The organism is Pseudomonas botevensis (genome assembly GCF_019145475.1).
Lineage (GTDB): Bacteria > Pseudomonadota > Gammaproteobacteria > Pseudomonadales > Pseudomonadaceae > Aquipseudomonas > Aquipseudomonas botevensis.
Window position 1 is genome coordinate 708,984 of the sequence record NZ_JAHTKI010000001.1, and the last position, 21,500, is coordinate 730,483.

16 protein-coding genes and 1 tRNA gene are annotated in these 21,500 nt (G+C 61.3%); 1 reads left to right on the plus strand and 16 read right to left on the minus strand.

The genetic code is table 11. The annotated features are described in order from the left end of the window. Positions 1-89: 89 nt before the first annotated feature. The 15 genes from KVQ74_RS03320 to rpsU form a co-directional block, all read right to left on the minus strand. A complete protein-coding gene (locus KVQ74_RS03320) occupies positions 90-1,898 on the minus strand; it encodes a S9 family peptidase (RefSeq protein ID WP_217829566.1) in 1,809 nt (602 codons plus the stop codon). Continuing rightward, positions 1,864-3,003 carry a pyrroloquinoline quinone biosynthesis protein PqqE gene (pqqE, locus tag KVQ74_RS03325; RefSeq protein WP_217829567.1) on the minus strand — a complete coding sequence of 380 codons (1,140 nt, stop codon included), beginning with the start codon at positions 3,001-3,003 and terminating at the stop codon, positions 1,864-1,866. Before pqqE ends, KVQ74_RS03320 begins: the two co-directional genes overlap by 35 nt. After that, complete coding sequence (gene pqqD / locus KVQ74_RS03330) at positions 2,996-3,271, minus strand: pyrroloquinoline quinone biosynthesis peptide chaperone PqqD (protein ID WP_217829568.1); 276 nt, start codon at positions 3,269-3,271, stop codon at positions 2,996-2,998. The genes pqqE and pqqD overlap by 8 nt, the downstream gene beginning before the upstream one ends. Further along, positions 3,268-4,020, minus strand: coding sequence for a pyrroloquinoline-quinone synthase PqqC (gene pqqC / locus KVQ74_RS03335; RefSeq protein WP_217829569.1), 753 nt, complete (start codon positions 4,018-4,020; stop codon positions 3,268-3,270). The genes pqqD and pqqC overlap by 4 nt, the downstream gene beginning before the upstream one ends. Positions 4,021-4,087: 67 nt before the next feature. Beyond that, positions 4,088-4,999 (minus strand): pyrroloquinoline quinone biosynthesis protein PqqB, encoded by a 912-nt coding sequence (pqqB, locus tag KVQ74_RS03340; RefSeq protein WP_217829570.1) that lies wholly within the window; start codon positions 4,997-4,999, stop codon positions 4,088-4,090. Positions 5,000-5,080: 81 nt separating this feature from the next. Beyond that, positions 5,081-5,155: a pyrroloquinoline quinone precursor peptide PqqA gene (gene pqqA / locus KVQ74_RS03345; protein WP_003422658.1), complete on the minus strand. Its 75-nt coding sequence runs from the start codon at positions 5,153-5,155 to the stop codon at positions 5,081-5,083. A 156-nt stretch (positions 5,156-5,311) separates the two neighbouring features. Beyond that, positions 5,312-7,738, minus strand: coding sequence for a pyrroloquinoline quinone biosynthesis protein PqqF (pqqF, locus tag KVQ74_RS03350; RefSeq protein ID WP_217829571.1), 2,427 nt, complete (start codon positions 7,736-7,738; stop codon positions 5,312-5,314). A 38-nt stretch (positions 7,739-7,776) separates the two neighbouring features. Further along, positions 7,777-8,571, minus strand: coding sequence for a carbon-nitrogen hydrolase family protein (locus tag KVQ74_RS03355; protein ID WP_217829572.1), 795 nt, complete (start codon positions 8,569-8,571; stop codon positions 7,777-7,779). Between the two features lie 12 nt (positions 8,572-8,583). After that, complete coding sequence (locus KVQ74_RS03360) at positions 8,584-10,266, minus strand: flavin monoamine oxidase family protein (RefSeq protein WP_217829573.1); 1,683 nt, start codon at positions 10,264-10,266, stop codon at positions 8,584-8,586. A gap of 208 nt (positions 10,267-10,474) precedes the next feature. After that, entirely contained in the window at positions 10,475-10,936 is a 462-nt protein-coding gene (locus tag KVQ74_RS03365) for an Lrp/AsnC family transcriptional regulator (protein ID WP_217829574.1), read from the minus strand. Between the two features lie 183 nt (positions 10,937-11,119). Then, a tRNA-Ile gene (locus KVQ74_RS03370) sits at positions 11,120-11,196 on the minus strand. Between the two features lie 15 nt (positions 11,197-11,211). Beyond that, entirely contained in the window at positions 11,212-14,958 is a 3,747-nt protein-coding gene (locus tag KVQ74_RS03375; protein ID WP_217829575.1) for an EAL domain-containing protein, read from the minus strand. Between the two features lie 120 nt (positions 14,959-15,078). Beyond that, on the minus strand, positions 15,079-16,926 hold the full coding sequence (gene rpoD / locus KVQ74_RS03380) for an RNA polymerase sigma factor RpoD (protein WP_217829576.1): 1,848 nt from the start codon (positions 16,924-16,926) through the stop codon (positions 15,079-15,081). 67 nt (positions 16,927-16,993) lie between these two features. Beyond that, positions 16,994-18,961: a DNA primase gene (dnaG, locus tag KVQ74_RS03385; RefSeq protein WP_217829577.1), complete on the minus strand. Its 1,968-nt coding sequence runs from the start codon at positions 18,959-18,961 to the stop codon at positions 16,994-16,996. 487 nt (positions 18,962-19,448) lie between these two features. Continuing rightward, positions 19,449-19,664: a 30S ribosomal protein S21 gene (rpsU, locus tag KVQ74_RS03390; RefSeq protein ID WP_002551877.1), complete on the minus strand. Its 216-nt coding sequence runs from the start codon at positions 19,662-19,664 to the stop codon at positions 19,449-19,451. A 199-nt stretch (positions 19,665-19,863) separates the two neighbouring features. On the opposite strand from rpsU, the gene tsaD reads away from it, so the two are divergent. Beyond that, entirely contained in the window at positions 19,864-20,892 is a 1,029-nt protein-coding gene (gene tsaD, locus KVQ74_RS03395) for a tRNA (adenosine(37)-N6)-threonylcarbamoyltransferase complex transferase subunit TsaD (RefSeq protein ID WP_217829578.1), read from the plus strand. A 20-nt stretch (positions 20,893-20,912) separates the two neighbouring features. On the opposite strand, the gene plsY is transcribed toward tsaD, so the two are convergent. After that, complete coding sequence (gene plsY / locus KVQ74_RS03400; protein WP_007959895.1) at positions 20,913-21,482, minus strand: glycerol-3-phosphate 1-O-acyltransferase PlsY; 570 nt, start codon at positions 21,480-21,482, stop codon at positions 20,913-20,915. Positions 21,483-21,500: the final 18 nt, after the last annotated feature.

The window sequence follows — 21,500 nt, forward strand, 5'->3', positions numbered from 1 at the left end:
GACAGATTACTGTCGCGAGCAAGCGCCCATTGTGGGAGCGGGCTTGCTCGCGAAAGAGGCGCCGCGGTTTCGAAGACAGGACTCGGACGTCAGTCCACCAACCCCATCACCCGCCGATAGAACCGCCATTCCTGCTCCAGCGCATGGGCCTGATTGGCGGCCCGGCGGAAGCCGTGGCGTTCGTCGGGGTAGTAGTGCGCCTCCACCGGAATGCCGTTGTTCTCCAGGGCGGTGACCATGTCGCGGGTCTGCTGTGGCACGACCACGGCATCCAGTTCGCCCTGAAAGAAAATCACCGGCACGCGGATCTGGCTCGCGTGCAGCAACGGAGTGCGAGCGGCGTAGCGTTCGGCGTCTTTTTCGGGGTCGCCGATCAGCCAGTCCAGGTAGTCACCCTCGAACTTGTGTGTCGCCCGGCCCAACGCCACCGGGTCGCTGACGCCGTACAGGCTGGCGCCGGCGCGGAATACCTGATGGAACGCCAGAGCGCAGAGTGTCGTATAGCCTCCTGCGCTGCCGCCGCGAATGAAGGCGCGGCTACCGTCGATCAGGCCGCGCCCGGCCAGGTAAGTGACCACCGCGCAGGCATCCTCGACATCCACCGCGCCCCAGCTCAGGTGCAGCGCCTGTCGATAGTCGCGGCCATAACCGCTGCTGCCACGGTAATTGAGGTCAGCGACGGCGAAGCCGCGTTGCGTCCAGTACTGGATACGCGGGTCGAGCATCGGGTAGCACGCCGATGTCGGGCCTCCGTGGATGAACACCACCAGCGGCGGTTTTGTTTCGCCATTGCCGGCCGGATAAAAGAAGCCGTGGGCTTCGCCCGCACCGCTGGGATAACGCAGGGTTTGCGGACGGCTGATCCGCTCGGCCGGTAACGGAGCCACGCCGCCCGCCAGTACCTGCAAATGCCGCGAGCGACGATCGATAGCGATCACCGCCGAAGGGCTGACCGGCGAAGCGGCGATGCAATAGATGAACCGTTGATCCAGCGCCAGATGCCGGAAGCGGCTGTATTCACCGGTGAAGTCTTCGCCGTTCAGGGTCAGGCGACCAAAACCGCCTTCGCTCCAGCTCGACAAGTAGCCGTCCGCGACGGGCAACCAGGTGCAGCCGCCCAGTTGCCACGGCGCCGGGGCGTGATCGGCTTCGGCGCCAGGCAAGGGTTGCAGACCTTGCGCCGACTCGACCCACGGCTGCCAAAACCCGGCGCGATCGGTCAGGCAACCGAGGCGGCCGTCAGCATCGAATCGCGGTTGCTGGATCGACTCTTCAAGCGCTTCGCCCGCCACGCAACGGGGGGCGGAAAAACCGTCGGCCGAACGTTCGGCGAGCATCAACCGGGTGGACGTCCACGGCTGGTGCGGGCGGCTCCACTCGATCCACGCCAGATGCTGGCCATCCGGGCTGAGGGTCGGCGAGGCATAAAAGTCTGCGCCCTCAACCAGCAGATGGCGCCTGCCGTCAGCCAGATCAATTGCCACCAGACGATGCTGGTCATGGTTTTCTTCGACCGCCAACACTTGCCCTTCGGTGAAGTGCAGATCGCCAAAACGGCAATCACCCGAAGTCAGCGCCTCGGGCTCGCCTTCCAGTGATTGGCGATACAACTGCTGATCCGTTTCGTTGACGAAAACCACCCCGTCCGGCGTCAGACAAAACGCGCCACCGCCATATTCGTACACGCGACTGCGTACGCTGAAACCCGGTGGCGTCAGACATTTCGCCACACCGTCGCGCCAATGCCAGATACGGCACGCGGCATCGGCGGGGCGGTATTCATTCCAGAACAAGCCGTTGGCGCCGAGCTGCAGTTCGGCGAAATCCACCCCGGCGGCGACGGCGGCGGTGGCGCTGAAAGGCTCAGCCTTTGGCGATGAGGCGCGAGTTTCGTTCATTGCGAAAGGCCAGTTGTTCGATGGTCTGGGTGGCGCTCAAGGCTTCTTCGCGGGCCTTGAGGATGACGCCGTGATGGTCGGACTTGCTGCACACCGGGTCGGCATTGCTGGCGTCGCCCGTGAGCATGAATGCCTGGCAGCGGCAGCCGCCGAAGTCCTGTTCTTTCTCGTCGCAGGAGCGGCACGGCTCGGGCATCCAGTCATAACCCCGGAAGCGGTTGAAGCCGAACGAGTCGTACCAGATGTGCTGCATGCTGTGGTCACGGACGTTGGGAAACAGTACCGGCAGCTGTCGGGCACCGTGACAGGGCAGGGCCGTGCCGTCCGGGGTGACCGTCAGAAACAGGCTGCCCCAGCCGTTCATGCAGGCTTTCGGGCGCTCTTCGTAGTAATCCGGGGTGACGAATATCAGCTTGCACGGATGCCCTTCGGCTTCCAGTTTCGCGCGATATTCATTGGTGATCCGCTCGGCGCGCACCAGTTGCTCTTTGGTCGGCAGCAGTCCGACGCGGTTGAGCTGCGCCCAGCCGTAGAACTGGCAGGTGGCGAGCTCCACGAAGTCCGCTTCGAGGGCGATGCACAGCTCGATGATGCGGTCGATCTTGTCGATGTTGTGCCGATGGGTGACGAAGTTCAGCACCATCGGATAGCCATGGGCCTTCACCGCGCGGGCCATTTCGAGTTTTTGCGCGAAGGCTTTTTTCGAGCCGGCGAGCAGGTTGTTCACTTGCTCGTCGCTCGCCTGGAAACTGATCTGGATGTGATCGAGCCCGGCCTTCTTGAAGTCGCTGATTTTCTGCTCGGTCAGGCCGATGCCGGAGGTGATCAGGTTGGTATAGAAACCTAACTGACGCGCTTCGAAAATCAGCTCGGCGAGATCCTGGCGCACCAGCGGCTCGCCACCGGAAAAGCCCAGTTGCGCCGCGCCCATCTCCCGCGCCTCGCGGAACACTTTTTTCCACTGTTCGGTGCTCAGCTCCTTGCCCTGTTCGGCGAAATCCAGCGGATTGGAGCAGTACGGGCATTGCAGCGGGCAGCGGTAAGTCAACTCGGCGAGCAGCCACAGCGGCAGGCCGACCTCAGGCTTGGGCGGCAGATCAATCAAGGGTGATCCAGTGCTCTGCACGGGCAACCTCCATGAATTGCTCGATGTCGTCACCGAGTTCGGGCACGCCGGGGAACTGCTGGTCGAGTTCGGCGATGATCGCCGCGACATCCCGCTGGCCGTCAATCAGGCCGCCAATCAGCGCGGCGCTTTCATTGAGCTTGATCATGCCCTCGGGGTACAGCAGCACATGGCCTTTTTGCGCCGGCTCGTACTGGAAACGGTAGCCGGGGCGCCAGTTCGGCGTCTTGCTGCGGTCGAAACTCATAGGGTGATTCCTTTATGCCAGACCCGTTGTCCGGTGACGCTGTGATACGGCGGGCGGTTCAGTTCGTAGGCCATGCTCATGGCATCGAGCATGCTCCAAAGGATGTCCAGTTTGAACTGGAGAATTTCCAGCATGCGCTCCTGGCCCTCGCGGGTCTTGTAGTGCTCGAGCGTGATCGCCAGACCATGCTCGACATCGCGCCGCGCCTGACCGAGGCGGGTGCGGAAATACTCGTAGCCGGCCGGGTCGATCCACGGGTAATGCTGTGGCCAACTGTCGAGGCGCGACTGGTGGATCTGCGGCGCGAACAGCTCGGTCAGCGAGCTGCTGGCGGCTTCCTGCCAACTGGCGCGGCGGGCGAAGTTGACGTAGGCGTCGACGGCGAAGCGCACGCCGGGCAGCACCAGCTCCTGGGAGCGTAGTTGATCCGGATCGAGGCCAACCGCCTGGCCCAGGCGCAGCCACGCTTCGATACCGCCGTCCTCACCGGGGGCGCCGTCGTGGTCGAGCAGACGCTGAATCCACTCGCGACGGATTTCGCGATCCGGGCAGTTGGCCAGGATGGCCGCATCCTTCAGGGGAATGTTCACCTGATAGTAGAAGCGGTTGGCCACCCAGCCCTGAATCTGTTCGCGGGTGGCCCGGCCTTCGTACATCGCCACGTGATACGGGTGATGAATGTGGTAGTAGGCGCCTTTGGCGCGCAGGGCCGCTTCGAATTCGGCGGGGGACAGCGGGGTGTCGGTCATTGCGGTTCTCCGGGAACAACCGGTTGGATTCTTTGTTGTCTGGTCGGACGCTTTCGCGGACCGGCCGCTAGAGCACGATACTCATGCCGTCATAAGCCACTTCAACATTGCGTCGCGCCAGTTCGGCACGCTCCGGCGAGTCTTCGTCGAGAATCGGGTTGGTGTTGTTGATGTGGATAAGCACCTTGCGCTGCTCGGGCAACTGCTCAAGCACCTCCAGCATGCCGCCGGGGCCGTTCTGCGCCAGGTGACCCATCTCGCGCCCGGTGCGGGTGCCGACGCCACGGCGCTGCATTTCATCGTCGTCCCACAGCGTGCCGTCCACCAACAGACAATCGCTGCCCGCCATGATTTCCAGCAACGGGGCGTCGACCTTGCCCAGACCTGGGGCGTAGAACAGTTTGCCGCCGGTGTTGAGGTCCTCGACGATCAGGCCGATGTTGTCGCCCGGATGCGGGTCGAAGCGGTGCGGCGAGTAGGGCGGCGCGGCGCTGCGTAGTGGCAGCGGGGTGAAACGCAGGTTCGGGCAGGCGGCGACGGTAAAGCTCTGGTCGAGTTCGATGCGGTTCCAGTCCAGCCCGCCGTTCCAGTGCTTGAGCATGGTGAACAGCGGAAAACCGGTGCTCAGGTCTTCGTGAACCATGTCGGTACACCAGACTTGATGCGGGCAGCCTTCGCGCAGGCTGAGCAGGCCTGTGGTGTGGTCGATCTGGCTGTCCATCAGGATGATCGCGCTGATGCCGGTGTCCCGCAGGGCACGGCCCGGCTGCATCGGGGCGAAGCTCTGGAGCTGGGCGCGGATGTCCGGCGAAGCGTTGCACAGCACCCAGTTCACGCCGTCATCGGAAATCGCGATGGACGATTGGGTACGGGCCTGGGCATTCAGGCTGCCGTCGCGAAACCCGGCGCAGTTGACGCAGTTGCAATTCCACTGCGGAAAACCGCCACCGGCGGCCGAACCCAGAATCTGGACGAACATGAAGGCTCCATCATTTCAACGCTGAAAATAAAACGCCCCGGCGAGCCGAGGCGTTGCACTGCAAGCTCTGCGAGGCAGAACTCAGCGACTGGCGAAGTACATGGTGACTTCGAAGCCGATACGCAGGTCGGTGTAGGCGGGTTTGGTCCAGGACATAAGGTGACTCCTTCTAGTGAGTGGGACAGCGCTGTCCATAGTTATAGTCCACGGCAGCGCAGGGATGTTCCAAATAGTTAGGCTGCTATGTTACTCAAAATTTCAACGGCTTGGCCCATGAATCTTTGAGAAAGCTCCTTGCAGCCCCGGTAATGATCACTTTGTCGCTTGCCAGGGCGCACCCGGCCCGACACTGTTCGCCAAGCACAGCCAGCCACCGTCGGCGCGGATCAGACGTTGAGCCGCCGTCAGCAGCGCCGGACGATCCAGTTGACCCAGCGCCGCGGTCAGTCGTGCCAGATAATCCGACGAATGGCCGGCCAGCTTCGACTGCCACAGCCACTCAGCGGCATCCTTGCTGGACAGCACGCTGGCGTCCAGTTGCCCGGCGAGCAACTGGCGCTGTTCGATGAGGCTGGCGTCATCGTGTTGTTCGATCAGCGCTGGCAGGGCTTCGAGGAAACGCTGAATGTGACCGAGCAATTCCCCGGCGGGGGCCGTTGGCGATTGCACGCCGAACAACAATCCCGTCCGGCCCTGAATCTGGCGCAGGGCGCTGAACACCGCATACCCCAACTGCAATTCGACCCGCAGGCGCTGATAGAACGGTGCCTGGCAAAGGTGCGCCAGCAAACGCCATGCAGCCTCGTCAGCGATTTCGCGGGTGGCCGTTGGGCAAAACAGCAGCAATGCGTGTTCGCTGGAGTCCGTTTCGACATGACTCCAGCGATGTTCAGCGACCGGTGCAGGCAGGATCGGCAATTGATTGTCCGGTGTACCGGGAATACGACTCAGGGCCAGGCCCATGGCCGCTTGAGTCTGCGCGTTGAGGCCCAGGGCCAGGCCGTCCCAACGGGAAGTTGTCCACAGGTGGCCGATGTCATCGGATGGCGGCAGTGGTTGCAGGCATCGCTCGGGCAAGGCTTTGAGTAGCTGGCGGATCGGCATCAACGGCTGTTCCTGCTCGGACAGCGCGGAATCGGCATCAATCTGCGTCAGATTTTTCAGCGCATGCTCGAGGACAACGGGCAGCGGATCTTGCAGGCCGATCAGCTTCAGCAACCATTGATTGCCGGTTGGCGTGAATGACAACTCAACCCCTGCCTGACGCGCGTCGTCAGTCACATCCCGCAGACTGCGTTGCAGCCTCGCTTGCAGATCGGCAGTGGCCGTCGCTTCCATTTGCCAGCGCAGGAACATCGCCCCCTCAGCGCTGTTGTCCGGCAAAGCCTGGCTGAACTGCATCGGCGAGCGTTCGCGACGGCTGCGCGAACGATCCTGGGCAAAGGTGCGCAACCCTCGGTGGGCGCTGGTTTGTCCGCGAATCAGTCCGGCGTTGGCGAGTGGTTCTGCTGCGCGCAAAAACGGGTTGGCGGCGGGCAGCTGCCAATGGCTGCTGAAGTTATCCACAGCGCCGATTTTTTGCAGGATCTGCTTGAGGGCGGCCACACCGGATTCGGATAAACCGCTGTCGCGCTGTTCGCTGTCCAGTCGCGCCAGTTGCAGCGCGCTGCTGACCTGCTGCTGGCGCTGAAGCAGGGCTGCATATTCCTCACGCAGGGCAGGCCAATCCTGTTGGGCGGCGAAGAAGCCCAGCCAATCGCGCAGTTGTTCACGGAGGGCGTCCGGTGTCTCGGCGGGCGCCGTGAACGCCAGATGCAGCAGCGTCTGCCCGGCAAATTGGTACAGCACCGTGGCTTCCAAACGGTCCGCCAAGCCATGTTTGCGCAAATGCGCGAGCAACCCGCCAGGCTTTGCGCTGTTCAGCCAATGACAGAGAAACGCCAGCGCTTCGGCGGATGACTCAGGCAAGGCCTCGAACGCATGCAACAGGTCAAGCCGTCGCTCGGCGACCTGTTGATAACTTGTCGTTTCGCCCTCCATCAATGACGGTGGGGCCGACTGCGCCACTTTATCCCCAGCCGGCAGGACGGCTGCGAACTGCTCCGCCAGCGCCCGCAACTGTTCAAGGCTCTGCGGCCCGACCAGGCTCAAGGTCATCTGCCCGGTGCGATAGAACTGTTGATGGAAATCCCTCAGTGCCTGCTGAAAATCCGCTTGCGAAACGGGCAGGCTGTCGCGGTTGCCGGCATGAAAACCACGCAGCGGATGGATTGCCGACAACCCGTCGGACAACGCGAATTGCTGCTGAGCCACGGCATCCTGGGACCAGGCGATGAATTCGGCGTGCAGCACTTCCCGTTCACGCAGTTGATCGTCCGGATTCATACGCGGGTAAGCGAGCATGTCTGACAGACGCTCAAGCCCCGCACTGAAGGACGTCGGCGGGAGTTCAAAGAAGAAATCGGTCGTGCGCTCACGGGTGCTGGCATTCACTTGCCCGCCGTGGGTCTGCACGTAGGTCATCAGCCCCTGATCTGCCGGAAAACGCTCGGTGCCGAGAAACAGTAAATGCTCAAGAAAATGCGCCAGCCCCGGCCACGCCAACGGGACATCGTGGCTACCGGCTGCCACTCGCAACGCAGCGGCGCTGCGCTTCAGGCCGGGCACATGACGCAGTGTCACGCGCAAGCCGTTGGCCAGGGTTTCGGTGTGAGGGCGGGGGTGAGTCGGCGCAGACATGGGCACTTCCAGAACAGAGAAGTGCCCATGCTAGCGGATTAGCGTTTGTTCAGCGCGTCGTAAAGTTCCGGGCGACGGTCGTGGAGGTAGCGGTTGGCGGCGCGGGAATCGACCATCAACTGGCGATCCAGCTCGCCGACGATCAGGGCTTCATCCAGTCCGGCCTGGGCGATGCGGCTGCCATCCGGGGCGGCGATGCTGCTTTGCCCGCAGTAATGGATATCGCCCTCGTGACCGCAGTAGTTGGCGTAAGCCACGTAACATTGGTTTTCGAAGGCTCGGGAGCGGACGGTGACGTCGGCGACGAAATCAAAAGGAATCATGTTCGCCGTCGGTGCCAGAATCAGTTCGGCGCCCGCAAGGGCCAGGCGCCGGGCGTTTTCCGGGAACTCCAGGTCGTAGCAGATCAGGAAACCGAGCTTCCAGCCGTTGAGCTCGACGATTGGAAAATCGCCTTCGCCTGGGCTGAACATCGAGCGGTCGAGATCACCAAACAGGTGCGTCTTGCGGTAATTGCACAGGCGTTCGCCCTGGGCGTCGATCAACTGCACCGCGTTGTAGATCTGGCCGTCCGCAGTTCGCTCAGGGTAACCGTAGAGGATCGCCAGGCCGGCAGCCTTGGCGATCCGGCCGATCTGCTGCGCCCATTCACCGTTGTGGACCTCGGCCAAAGTGCTGACCGCCTCTTTGCCGATGTTGTAGCCGCTCAGAAACATTTCCGGCAGCACCAGCAGGTCGGCACCCTTGGCCTCCATCGCCAGTCGATGCAGGCGCTGCAGGTTGGCGGCGGGTTCCAGAGGCAGCGGTGGACATTGGTAAAGGGCTACACGCATCGGGGATTCCTCTTACTCGGGCAGGGCGATAGGGCCGATGTCTTTGAACACATCACCCGGGCCAGGGTTCTCTTTATGTGTGGCTCCGCCGAAATGTTTCATGATCCCCCACACGGCGTTGAGCGAGGTCTGCACCGCGCCTTCGACCCACGCCGGCGTCCACGACACGTCGTCGCCGGCGATGAAAATCCCGCGCTGCTCGGCCGGCATGTCGTCCTGCATGAAGTGCGCGTACATCCGCTGGTTGTAGCGATAGTGGCCGGGCAGGGCGCCCTTGAACGCGCCGAGGAAGTGCGGATCCGCCTCCCACGACACGGTGATCGGATCGCCGATGATCCGCGCAGCGATGTCGACCTTCGGGTAGATTTTTTTCAACGCATCCAGTGCCAGTTTCACGCGTTTTTCCACCGGATGTGGAAGCATTTTCAACGCGTCACTCATCCACGAATACGACAGGCAGATCACGCCGGGCTTGTCGTCACCGTTGTCGAACAGATAGGTGCCACGGGTCAGGCGATCGGTGAGGGTCATGCTCATCAGGTCGCGGCCGGTTTCCGGGTCTTTGTCTTTCCAGAACGGCCGGTCGACCATCACGAAAGTCTTCGACGACTGCATGTAGCGGGTGCGGTCGAGGGCCATCCACATCTTTTGCGAAAACAGGGTTTCCTCGCATTCGATCTGGGTGGTCAGCAGCCAGCTCTGGCAAGTGGTCAGCACGGCGGCGTACTCGCGGGTGTCGCCATTGTTGTCGGTGACCGCGAAACGGCCATCCGGGGCATGGGCGATTTTTTTCACGCCGGAACGCGGGGCGCCGTGGTGCAGCGACTTGAGGCTGGTGCCTTCAGGCCAGTGTACGCAGCGCTCCGGCACATGACGCCAGATGCCTTGCGGCACCTGTTCCACACCGCCGACCACCAGATGCTGATGATCGTCGCAGTTGGTCATCACCACGCGGAAGATTTCCAGCATCGAGTTGGGGAAGTCCGAGTCCCAGCCGCCGGTGCCGAAACCCACCTGACCAAACACTTCGCGGTGATGGAACGACAGCTTGGCGAAGGCCTTGGAGGTGGCGACGAAGTCGTAAAACGTGCGGTCGTCCCACAGCGGCACGAGGGTGTTCCACAGCTCCTTGAGGCGTGGCACGTCGCGGTCGCGAATCGCTTGTTGAATGTCGGAGAACTGCGAGCCGGCTTCCAGAGCATCCGCCCAGGCGTCAGCCACTTCCTGGAACAGTGCAGGAAGATCCGCCAGTTTCTGTGCGTAATGGGTTTTGCCTTCCAGATCGATCACGGTGCTGCCGGAGGCCGGCGTCAGCGGGTTGGGGAAGGGTTTGGTCTGCAGGCCGAGTTTGTCGACGTAGTGGTAGAACGCGGTGGACGACACCGGGAAGCGCATGCCGCCAAGCTCGGCAACGATGCCGTCGGTGCCGTTGAACGCCTGCGAACGCAGACGCCCGCCGAGCTTGGAAGCCTCGTAGACCACCGGTTTCAGGCCGAGCTTCATCAGTTCATAAGCAGCCACCAGACCGGCGATGCCAGCGCCGACGATCGCCACTTCGGCGCCGTGATTGTGCTCTGGAATGCTGCCGAGACCAGCCGGGTGCTCGATCCAGTCGTCGAAAGCGAAAGGAAAGTCCGGGCCGAAAATGGTGATCGGCTTTTTACCGTCTGCAGGATGGCGATTGTTCTTGTTCATGGCTGACCTTGCTGGCGACCCGACGCGGGATGCGCGTCTGAGTATAGGAAAAGATGCCAGCCATTCTAGGGAGCGGAGAACACGTTAATAAGACGCAAAGTGTCGTCGTTTTGCCAGATTGATGATCAATGTGACGATGTTGATGCGCATATCGACTACTGTCGAAGCGGACTAGCCTGCGAACGAGGTGATCAGGCGACCGAAAAACTCAAACCGGATGCCCCCGGTCAATCTTGCTGCTCAGAATGATCGACGTCGTGGTTTTTTCCACCCCGTCCACACTGCCGATCTGATCCAGCAACTGATCCAGTTGCTCCGGCGAATCGGTACGCAGCCACGCCACGTAATCAAATTCGCCACTCACGGCACACAACTGCTGTACCTGCGCCATCGCACTCAGCCGCCGCAACACTTCTTTGCCGGAGCGCGGTTGAACCTTGATCCCGACATACGCCTGCAACCCGCCATCGACTACCCGCTGGCCAAGGCGTACGCCATAACCGGTGATCACTTTGGCCTTTTCCAGCCGCGCCAGGCGTGACGTCACGGTCGTACGAGCGATCCCGAGTTGCCGGGCCAGCATCGCCACGCTCTCGCGGGCGTTGATTTGCAGGGCCGCGATCAATTGGCGATCGATTTCATCAAGCACGGGGGGGCGAGTTTCTGGCAAGGGGACTCCATGAGCACGGGACGGTGGCTTGTGCATGTTACAGATTCGGTCTGTGCGACGCTTGTGGACCATTATCGGAGCGGCCCGGTGTACGTGGACACTTTCCGGATTTTGAGGGTGGGCGACTGGATAAAAAGGGGAGGCCAGAAACACGAAAGCCGCGCATTTGCGCGGCTTTCAATTTGGTGGGCCCACACGGACTTGAACCGTGGACCAAAGGATTATGAGTCCTCTGCTCTAACCAACTGAGCTATAGGCCCTCAGTAGGTCGCGGATTATAGCGACGGTTTCTCGGCTGTGCTATCCGAATAATTGGTTACGGCTATGCGAAGAAACGTCGCGGCGAATTCCTCTGGTGGCAAGGGCAGGCTGACGATGTAGCCCTGGATCTGTTCGCAGCCTTCGGCGGCGAGGAATTGTTGTTGGGCCTGGGTTTCCACACCTTCGGCGATCACAGTGAATTGCATGCTGCGGCCCAGGGCGATGATGGCGCGGACAATCGCCGCGTCGTGGGGGTCGTCGGGCAGGCCGCGAACGAAAGACTGGTCGATCTTGAGGATGTCCAGGGGCAGACGCTTGAGGTAACTCAGCGAGGAATAACCGGTGCCGAAGTCGTCGATGGCCAGTTGAACGCCGAGGTGTTTGAGCTGATGGAGTACCGCCAGTGCCTCTTCGGCCTGGCTCATGATGAAGTTTTCGGTAATTTCCAGTTGCAGTAAATCCGGGTTGAGAAGGTTGTCCTTGAGCAGTTGCTCGATCCGTCCCAGCAGGTTGGGCTGACGCAGCTGCGCACCGGCGAGGTTGACCGAGAGCGGGCCGAGGCAGTCGTAGATCTGGTTCCACTCGAACATCTGCCGGCACGCGGTTTCCAGCACCCAGTCACCGATCTGCAGGATCATGCCGTTTTCTTCGGCCAGCGGAATGAAATGCTCCGGCGGCACATCGCCGAAGGTTGGGTGACGCCAGCGGATCAGGGCTTCGGCGCCGACGAGGCTGTGGTCATCGAGGCTGATTTTCGGCTGGTAGTAGAGATACAACTCGTCGCGCTCGATGGCGCGGCGCAGTTCGTGTTCCAGAGCGATTCGCTCGCTGGCCTGGGCGGTCAGGTCGCGGGTGTAGCTTTCGACGCGGTTGCGGCCCTTGGCCTTGGAGCGGTACATCGCCGCGTCGGCGTTTTTCACCAGCGTTGCCACATCACAGCCGTCGCGCGGGTACAGGCTGGTGCCGATGCTGGCGCTGATGAAGAACTCATGTTCCCCGGCCTGGAACGGTGCGCTGAAGCAATTGAGCAGCTTGGTGGCGATGTTGTCGGCGTCGCTGGCCTGTTGCAGGCCGGGCAGCAGGATGATGAATTCGTCGCCACCCAGGCGCGCCACGGTATCGATGTCACGCAGCTGTTCCTTGAGGCGCACGGCGATGCCTTTGAGCAGCAGGTCGCCAACCGGGTGACCCAGGCTGTCATTGATGTGCTTGAAGCGATCCAGATCGAGAAACAGGACCGCGCCCTGACCACCGTTTTCTTGTTGGTTGTTCAGCGCCATGAGCAGGCGGCTTTCGAACAGCGTGCGGTTCGGCAGGCCGGTGAGCGGGTCATGGTGGGCCTGGTAATCGAGTCTGGCCTGAGCGTGCTTGAGGCTGGAAATGTCGGCGAACACGGCAACAAAGTGGGTGATGAACTTGTCGCGATTGCGCACGGCGCTGATCGTCAGCCAGCTCGGATACAACTCGCCATTCTTGCGCCGGTTGGAAATCTCGCCCTGCCAGTGACCTTCGGCGGTCAACTGATGCCACATCGCCGCATAGAAGGCGCTGTCATGCAGTCCCGAGGCCAGCAGGCGCGGGGTGTGGCCGAGGGCTTCGCTTTCGCTGTAACCGGTGATTTCGGTAAAGGCGCGATTGACCGCGCTGATGTGTTGCTGGGTGTCGGTGATCAACACGCCCTCGGCGGTGCTTTCGAACACGGTCGCCGCTTGTTGCAGCTTTTCCTGCATCAGGTGTCGCTCGGTGATGTCCCGGGCGATGGTCAACATGCAGTTGTCGTCGCCGATCGGCAGGGGACGGCTGGACACTTCGCAGAGACGGATCTGCCCGTCGCTGCGGCGGATGTGGCAGGTGAAATCACGGACGAAACCGTCACGGTGCAGCAGGTCGAGCATCTGCTTGCGCTCGTTGAGATTGACCCAGATCCCCAGATCCAGCGCCGAGCGATCCACCGACATGGCGCTGTTGAACCCGGTGATGCGGCTGAAACCTTCATTGACTTCCATCAGCAGGCCATCGCTCTGGCGCGACAGCAGCAAGCCGTCCGGCGAGGCGTGGAAGGCCTTGGCGAACTTCTCTTCGGAGGTTTGCAACTGCTGCTGGGTTTCCTTGAGCTGGGTGATGTCACGTACCACGACCACCAGCGCCGGGGTGGTGTCGAGGTCGAATGGCTCGGCGGAAATCAGGCCGGTGAACACCTGGCCATTATTGCGGCGAAAGGGCATCTCCAGGTTGCGGATACTGCCGGCCTGCAGCCGCTGCAACAGCCCGGGGCCGACGCCGGGAATACCCCAGATATTGAGCTCGGTGGCGGTCTGGCCGACCACATCTTCGGCCTTGAGCCCGATCTGTTCCTCGAAGGCTTCGTTGACTTCCAGCAGGCAACCATCCGACAGCCGTGCTATCACCAGAATGTCCGGGCATTGCTGGAAAACCGAGGCGAACTTCTGCTCCGACTGGCGCAGCGCATCCTCGGTGCGCTTGGCTTCGCTGATGTCGATCATTAGTCCGCGCATCACCGGCTCGTGGCCGTGTTCGATCAGGCTGACGATATCGCGCACCCACAGGCAGCGGCCATCGGCGGTGATCACGCGGTAATCGAGGCTGTGGTCGCGTCCGGCGAGGACTTCGTGATCGCAGAAACTCTGCGCGCGGGTCAGGTCCGCCGGATGGATGATGTTGCGCCAGAAGCCCGGGATCAGCCAGTGGGACAGTGGATAACCGAGCAGGTCTTCAGCATGGGGCGACACGTAGCTGTAGGTGAAGTCGCTGATCCGTGCTTCCCAGGCAATCGCCGACAGACTCTCCACCAGTCCGCGATAGTGGTACTCGCTACTGCGCAACTCCTGTTCGAGGTCGATACGCCGGGAGATTTCCGAACTCAGCCGGCGGTTGATGCGAATCACCACCGCCAGCACGATCACCAGCAGCGTCAGGCCGGGCAGGCCGTAAACCAGCAGATCTGACCAGAATGTCCGATGATCGAGGACATTGCCCACCCAATGCTCCTGGATGGAACTGATTTCCTCCGGGCTCATGTCCGCCAGGACCTTGTCCAGAATGCCCACCAGCATTTTGTTGTCACGGGGCACGCCCATCGCCAGTTGATAGCGATACGGCGTTTCGCCGCTGACGTACAGGCCGTCGAGTTTGAGCTGGCGCAGGCTCCAGACACTGGAGGCGAGATCGCCGACTACTGCGTCGACTTCGTCGGTCGCCAGGGCCTGCAAGGCCGAGCTGACATTGGGCATTGCCACCAGATTCAGGTCGGGATGGTGGGTGCGCAGCAGTTCGTGGGGGGCATAGTTTTCCACCACGGCGATTTTCAGGCCATACAAGTCTTCCAGTTTGCGCGGCTGTGGCCCGCCGACGTGGGCGAGGATGACAATCGGGAAGTCCAGGTAGGGACGGGTGAACGACAGATACGTCTGGCGTTCGGGGGTGGACATGATGCCGGGCAGCAGATCGAGGGAGCCTTGTTTGGCCTGTTCCAGCACCACCGACCAGTTCACCGGCTCGATGGGCGTGAGTTTGATCGCCAGGCGCTGGCGAATCACGTCGATGTAATCGGCCGCCAGACCCTGATAGCGACCCTGATCGTCGCGAAACTCGAAGGGGGGCCACGACGCATCGACACCCAGGCGCAAGTCCGGGTGGGCCGCCAACCAGCTACGTTCTTCGTCGGAAAGAGTCAGCGCGCCAGCCGTTGCGGTCCAGGTCATCAGCGACAGCAAAAAAAGCACGGTCGGCAGTCTGGGCATAACGGTCTCGTTATGGCTCGGGGAATGTTTCGAGTGTAGACGGGGTATGCGTGGGGAGGGGGCTGCGAAGTATTTAATCTGCATAAACAAAACCCCCGGCCTGGGCCGGGGGTTCTGGTATTACTCGTCGAGGAAGGAGCGCAGATGCTCGCTTCGCGTCGGGTGGCGCAGCTTGCGCAGCGCCTTGGCTTCAATCTGACGGATCCGCTCACGGGTCACGTCAAACTGCTTGCCGACTTCTTCGAGCGTATGGTCGGTGTTCATGTCGATACCGAAACGCATGCGCAGAACCTTGGCTTCACGGGCAGTGAGGCCGGACAGCACTTCGCGGGTCGCTTCTTTCAGGCTCTCAACAGTGGCGACATCGATTGGCGACTGCATGGTCGAGTCTTCGATGAAGTCACCCAGATGGGAGTCTTCGTCATCACCGATCGGGGTTTCCATGGAGATCGGCTCTTTGGCGATCTTCAATACCTTGCGGATCTTGTCCTCAGGCATTTCCATGCGCTCACCCAGCTCTTCCGGGGTCGGTTCGCGACCCATTTCCTGCAGCATCTGGCGGGAAATACGGTTGAGCTTGTTGATCGTCTCGATCATGTGCACCGGAATACGGATGGTGCGGGCCTGGTCGGCGATCGAGCGAGTGATCGCCTGACGGATCCACCAGGTGGCATAGGTCGAGAACTTGTAGCCGCGACGGTATTCGAACTTGTCCACCGCTTTCATCAGACCGATGTTGCCTTCCTGGATCAGATCGAGGAATTGCAGGCCACGGTTGGTGTACTTCTTGGCGATGGAGATCACCAGACGCAGGTTCGCCTCAACCATCTCTTTCTTCGCACGGCGGGCCTTGGCCTCACCGATCGACATGCGACGGTTGATGTCCTTGATCTCGGCGATGGTCAGACCGGTTTCGGTCTCCAGTGCGATCAGTTTTTGCTGGCAGCGAGCGATGTCCGGCAGCAGGCGGCCGATGGCCTCTGCGTACTTGCCCTTGCCTTTGGCCAGAGCGTCGGCCCAGCTTTCGTCGACTTCATTGCCCGGGAACTGACGCAGGAAATCGGCGCGTGGCATGCGTGCATCACGTACGCACAGTTGCATGATCGCGCGCTCTTGCTGACGCAGGCGATCCAGGGCGCTGCGAACACGCTCGACCAGGCCTTCGAATTGCTTCGGAACCAGTTTGATCGGCATGAACAGCTCGGCCAGAACCAACAGTTCGGCAATCGCTGCCTTGTTGTTGCGACCGTGCTTTTTCAGGGCCTTGCGGGTGATTTCCATCTGATCGGCGACAGCACCGAAGCGCTGGGCGGCGATTACCGGATCCGGACCGCTTTCGGCTTCTTCTTCGTCATCGGAAGATTCGCCGTCATCGTCTTCGGAGTCGTCATCGGCCTTGGCCGCTTTCTCGTCGACCGGTGGCGGTACTTCGGCGGCCGGCGGCGTAGTGCCATCGTCCGGGTCGATATAGCCGCTCAGGACGTCGGACAGGCGACCACCTTCGGAGGTGACGCGATCGTATTCGGAGAGAATGTGGTCAACCGTGCCGGGGAAGTGCGCGATGGCGCTCATCACTTCACGGATGCCCTCTTCGATACGCTTGGCGATTTCGATTTCGCCTTCACGAGTCAGAAGTTCGACCGTACCCATTTCACGCATGTACATGCGCACCGGGTCAGTGGTGCGACCGATATCGGTCTCCACCGCCGCCAACGCAGCGGCTGCTTCTTCCGCAGCGGCCTCGTCGGTATCGGCGTCGCCCAGCATAAGGGCGTCCGCATCCGGAGCACTCTCGTGTACGGGGATCCCCATGTCGTTGATCATGCGGATGATGTCTTCCACCTGCTCCGGATCTGAAATATCCTCGGGCAGGTGGTCGTTGACCTCGGCGTAAGTCAGATACTTCTGCTCACGACCCAGTTTGATCAACTCAATAATACGAGACTGCTGTTGCGCTTTTCCGGACATAACACCCTATCCACTGAAGGTCTTGGCGGGCAAAAAACAAGCCGAGGATTATACCTGAGCTATGACCTCACGCGCCAGTTGAGGTCGGGTTTGATGCGGAAACATTGCGACTCAATAGGTCGCGCAGTTGGTTTTTCTCTTCGGTACTCAATTCGCTTTGACGGGCTTTTCTGAGTAGTTGTTCCAGGTTTCGCTCGCGTTGGCGGGCTGACAAGCTAGTAATGGTGTCGAAAAACTGTTGTTCAAGGTTGTCTCCGTCGATCAGCCATTCCTTTTCCGCCAGTGCCTTGAGCAGGCGTCCCTGTTCGGTTCCGTGCCATCGCGCGATCAACTGAAATGAGTTTAGCTTGGGATTCTTCTGTACGGCTTCGAGCAGTGCCACCAACAGCTGTGCGTTGGTCTGGTTTTCGTCGGCAAAGTGCCCGGCATCCTCGACTTTTTCCGCCAGTTGCGGGTGATGCAGCAAGGTGCGCAGGGCTGCCAGTGTGGGTGGTTCGACGGCCGCCGGCACTCGCGGGGCACGTGGCTGGTCGCGATCGCCGCCGCGCTTGCCGTTCTTGTCCCAGGGTTTTTTGTCCCATTTCTTGCCGCCGGTGCCGGGCTTCTTCGGCGTCCACTCCTGCTGCGGCACATACATGTCCTGTGCCTGCGGCTGATGATAGTCGCTGTAATCCGGCATGGCGTCGTAATCGATGCCTGGATCATAGGCGGGTGGCGCTTCCTGCGGAGCGCTCTGGGCCAGTTGGCTGACGGTTTCGCTGCTCAGGCCGGTGATTTCGGTCAGGCGCTGGCGCATCAGGATGCGCAGGTTGGCACCGGGCACCTTGTCGATCAGCGGTGCAGCGAGCGTTGCCATGTGCGCCTTGCCTTCGAGTGAGCGTGGGTCGGCTTCCTCGGTCAACTGCTGGAAGAAATAATCCGCCAGTGGCTGGGCATGCTGATTGATGCGGGCGCGGAAGGCATCGGTGCCTTCCGCGCGGATCAAGGTGTCCGGATCCTCGCCTTCGGGCAGGAACAGAAAGCGTGCCCGGCGCCCGTCCTGCAGGCTGCTCAGGGTGGCTTCCAGGGCGCGCCACGCGGCGTTGCGGCCGGCCTGGTCACCGTCGAAGCAGAACAATACGTTCGGCACTACGCGAAACAGGCGCTTGAGGTGTTCTTCGCTGGTGGCGGTGCCCAGTGTTGCGACGGCATTGCGCAAGCCCTGTTGGGCCAGAGCGATGACGTCCATGTAGCCCTCGACGACGATGATTTCGTCGAGGTTGCGGTTGTTCTTGCGGGCTTCATAGAGGCCGTAGAGTTCCTGGCCCTTGTGGAAGACCGGGGTTTCCGGTGAGTTCAGGTACTTGGGTTTGTCGTCCCCGAGTACTCGCCCACCGAAGGCGATGATGCGCCCACGGGTGTCGCGGATCGGGAACATCACGCGATCGCGGAAGCGGTCATAGCGTTTGCCGGTTTCGGCGTTCTCGATCAGCAACCCGGCGTCGATCATGGCTTTCTGCTGCAGGGTGTCGCTGCTCAGGTGCCTGAACAGATTGTCCCAGCCCGGCGGGGCGAAACCTAGGCCGAAGTCCCGGGCAATTTCGCCGGTCAGGCCGCGGCCCTTGAGGTAATCCACGGCAGCTTTGCGTGCCGGGTGGCTCTTGAGTGCCTGGCGGTAAAAGTCAGCGGCGGCAGTGAGCAGCGGGTACAGCGGCGAATCGGTCGGTTGACGCGGCTTGTGCGAGCGACCGCTTTCTTCGCGGGGGACTTCCATGCCGGCCGCTTTGGCCAGATCCTCGACGGCCTGGGGGAAGTCCAGGTTGTCGTGATCCATGAGAAAACCGAGCGCGTTGCCGCCGGCACCGCAACCGAAGCAGTAATAGAACTGCTTGTCGGGGCTCACGCTGAACGACGGGGTTTTCTCTTTGTGGAACGGGCAGCAGGCGGTGTAGTTCTTGCCGGCCTTCTTCAATTGCACGCGCGAGCTGACCACATCGACGATGTCGGTGCGGTTCAGAAGGTCGTCAATGAAGCTCTGGGGGATCAACCCGGCCATGGCGTTCTCGTGGTCTGCGTTGCTACTGTTATAAATCCGATGCGAAGGGCGGGCACGGGTCGTTGATGGATGCGCGCACAAAGGGCGGCTCGACCTGGGTTGTCTGCGTAATCGCTGTCGGGAAGTGTATCTGCCGAAAATCCAGTGACGTTAGTGTCAATCAGTCTTCGACCATTTGAAAATATTGCGCTGAATCCGCTACGACCTGTCGAGGGCCTTGGGAATGCTTGTGAAGCGGGCACGCAAGCAGGTGCCTTGGGCTGATCTCGCAAGAGGAATCAGTGGGGTGTGCTCGTCAACAGCCTTGAAAAGGCTCGTCAGAAAAGACGTGCACCGCTGGCAAAAGAGCCAGGCCTGACGCGGTGAAGCAGGTTTGTCTCGGTCGCATCTGCGGCTTCGACGGTGAAGCATCAAGCGTTTTACGCAAATGCCATAAGCCCGGCGGAAGGCCGGGCTTGGGCAGAAGCTTGCTTCGAACGTCTGTGTATTAGTACAGACGAACGGCGCGGCGCTGTTCGCGCTGAACTTTCTTGGCGTGACGCTTAACAGCAGCTGCTGCCTTGCGCTTACGCTCAGAAGTTGGCTTCTCGTAAAATTCGCGGCTACGAACTTCAGCCAGTACACCGGCTTTTTCGCAGGAGCGCTTGAAACGACGCAGAGCTACGTCGAAGGGTTCGTTCTCTTTAACTTTGACGGCTGGCATCCAGAGCTACCTTCATTCATTACCGGGGTTAACATCCTCGCGGCAAAAGAGCACTTGAAGACGTCAGTTTTTAAGGGTTGCGGATGTTAACCCCTCATCGCTCGGAATGCAAAGCCTCTGATCGAAAACCGCTGGTCGGAGCATCACGCGGCGACTATTATGCGCGCCTTCGAATTCAGCCTAAACAAGGCGCAAACCCATGCTAGTACTGGGATTAGAAACGTCCTGCGACGAAACCGGCGTCGCTTTATACGACAGTGAACGCGGTCTGCTGGCCGACGCGCTGTTCAGCCAGATCGACTTGCATCGCGTCTATGGTGGCGTGGTGCCGGAGCTGGCCTCCCGCGATCACGTCAAGCGCATGCTGCCCTTGATTCGTCAGGTGTTGGCCGAGGCCGACTGTGTGCCGACCGAGATCGACGCCATCGCCTATACCGCAGGCCCGGGCCTGGTCGGCGCGCTGCTGGTGGGGGCTTCCTGTGCCCAGGCACTGGCGTTTGCCTGGGGGATTCCCGCACTCGGCGTACATCACATGGAAGGCCACTTGCTGGCGCCGATGCTAGAGCCGAAACCGCCGCAGTTTCCGTTCGTCGCTTTGTTGGTCTCGGGTGGCCATACGCAACTGGTTCAGGTCGATGGTATCGGTCAATACAGCCTGCTCGGCGAGACGCTTGACGACGCGGCTGGCGAAGCGTTCGACAAGACCGCGAAGATGATGGGCCTGAATTACCCCGGCGGACCGGAAATCGCCAAGCTGGCGCAGAAGGGTGTCGCAGGACGTTTTACCTTCCCGCGTCCGATGTGCGACCGACCGGGGCTGGATTTCAGCTTCAGCGGCTTGAAAACCTTCGCCCTCAACACCTGGCAGCAATGCGTCAGCGCCGGGGACGACGGTGAACAAGCCCGTTGCGACATCGCGCTGGCGTTCCAGCAGGCCGTGGTAGAGACTTTGACCATCAAGTGCAAGCGTGCTCTGAAGCAGGCTGGCATGAAGCGTCTGGTGATCGCCGGTGGTGTCAGCGCCAACAAGGCGTTGCGTATTTCACTGGAAAAAATGCTCGGTGACATGAAAGGCGATGTGTTTTATGCCCGGCCTGAATTCTGCACCGACAACGGCGCGATGATCGCGTTTGCCGGTTGTCAGCGCTTGCAGGCCGGCCAGCAGGAAAGCCTGGCGATCAGCGTGCAGGCGCGCTGGCCGATGGAGCAACTGTCGGCATTGGGATGAGCGGCGCTCATGGGCGGTATTTAAAAATGCCGTTCGCGCCCGGCAAACAGGTCGCGTAGATTGCCCCGGTGGCGCCACACGATCAGCAGCGTCAAGGTGCTCATCGGTAACAGCGCCGCCGGTTCCTGCCAGGCCAGTAACGGCAGGGTCAGCGGCGTGGCGATCAGCGCCGCCAGCGAGCTGGTGCGGGTCAGGTAGAACGTCAGCAGCCAGGCGCAGACCGCCAGCAGTGCGGCGGGCGGATACAGACCCAGCAGCATGCCGGCGGCGGTGGCGACACCCTTGCCGCCGCGAAAACGGAAATACAGCGGGAACAGGTGACCGATCACGGCGCACACGCCGATCCACGCCTGATCCTGCAGCGAAAGGCCCATTGCCGAGGCGATCAGTACCGGCAGCAGGCCTTTGCACAGATCACCCAGCAGGGTCAGGATCGCCAGTTTGCGACCAGCCAGGCGCAGCATGTTGGTGGCGCCGGCATTACCCGAGCCACTCATTCGCGGATCCGGGTTTCCGGTCAGGCGGCTGAGCAAAATGGCGAAGGACAGCGAGCCGAGCAGGTAGGCGAGGATCGCCAGTAACCAAAACATGCTAACTATTCCGGGCGA

What these genes read in the sequence shown, in the direction of transcription:
- KVQ74_RS03320 (WP_217829566.1), bottom strand. Translation starts at nt 1,898, where the DNA reads ATGAACGAAACTCGCGCCTCATCGCCAAAGGCTGAGCCTTTCAGCGCC.
- pqqD (WP_217829568.1), bottom strand. Translation starts at nt 3,271, where the DNA reads ATGAGTTTCGACCGCAGCAAGACGCCGAACTGGCGCCCCGGCTACCGT.
- pqqC (WP_217829569.1), bottom strand. Translation starts at nt 4,020, where the DNA reads ATGACCGACACCCCGCTGTCCCCCGCCGAATTCGAAGCGGCCCTGCGC.
- pqqB (WP_217829570.1), bottom strand. Translation starts at nt 4,999, where the DNA reads ATGTTCGTCCAGATTCTGGGTTCGGCCGCCGGTGGCGGTTTTCCGCAG.
- pqqF (WP_217829571.1), bottom strand. Translation starts at nt 7,738, where the DNA reads ATGTCTGCGCCGACTCACCCCCGCCCTCACACCGAAACCCTGGCCAAC.
- KVQ74_RS03355 (WP_217829572.1), bottom strand. Translation starts at nt 8,571, where the DNA reads ATGCGTGTAGCCCTTTACCAATGTCCACCGCTGCCTCTGGAACCCGCC.
- KVQ74_RS03360 (WP_217829573.1), bottom strand. Translation starts at nt 10,266, where the DNA reads ATGAACAAGAACAATCGCCATCCTGCAGACGGTAAAAAGCCGATCACC.
- KVQ74_RS03375 (WP_217829575.1), bottom strand. Translation starts at nt 14,958, where the DNA reads ATGCCCAGACTGCCGACCGTGCTTTTTTTGCTGTCGCTGATGACCTGG.
- rpoD (WP_217829576.1), bottom strand. Translation starts at nt 16,926, where the DNA reads ATGTCCGGAAAAGCGCAACAGCAGTCTCGTATTATTGAGTTGATCAAA.
- dnaG (WP_217829577.1), bottom strand. Translation starts at nt 18,961, where the DNA reads ATGGCCGGGTTGATCCCCCAGAGCTTCATTGACGACCTTCTGAACCGC.
- rpsU (WP_002551877.1), bottom strand. Translation starts at nt 19,664, where the DNA reads ATGCCAGCCGTCAAAGTTAAAGAGAACGAACCCTTCGACGTAGCTCTG.
- tsaD (WP_217829578.1), top strand. Translation starts at nt 19,864, where the DNA reads ATGCTAGTACTGGGATTAGAAACGTCCTGCGACGAAACCGGCGTCGCT.
- plsY (WP_007959895.1), bottom strand. Translation starts at nt 21,482, where the DNA reads ATGTTTTGGTTACTGGCGATCCTCGCCTACCTGCTCGGCTCGCTGTCC.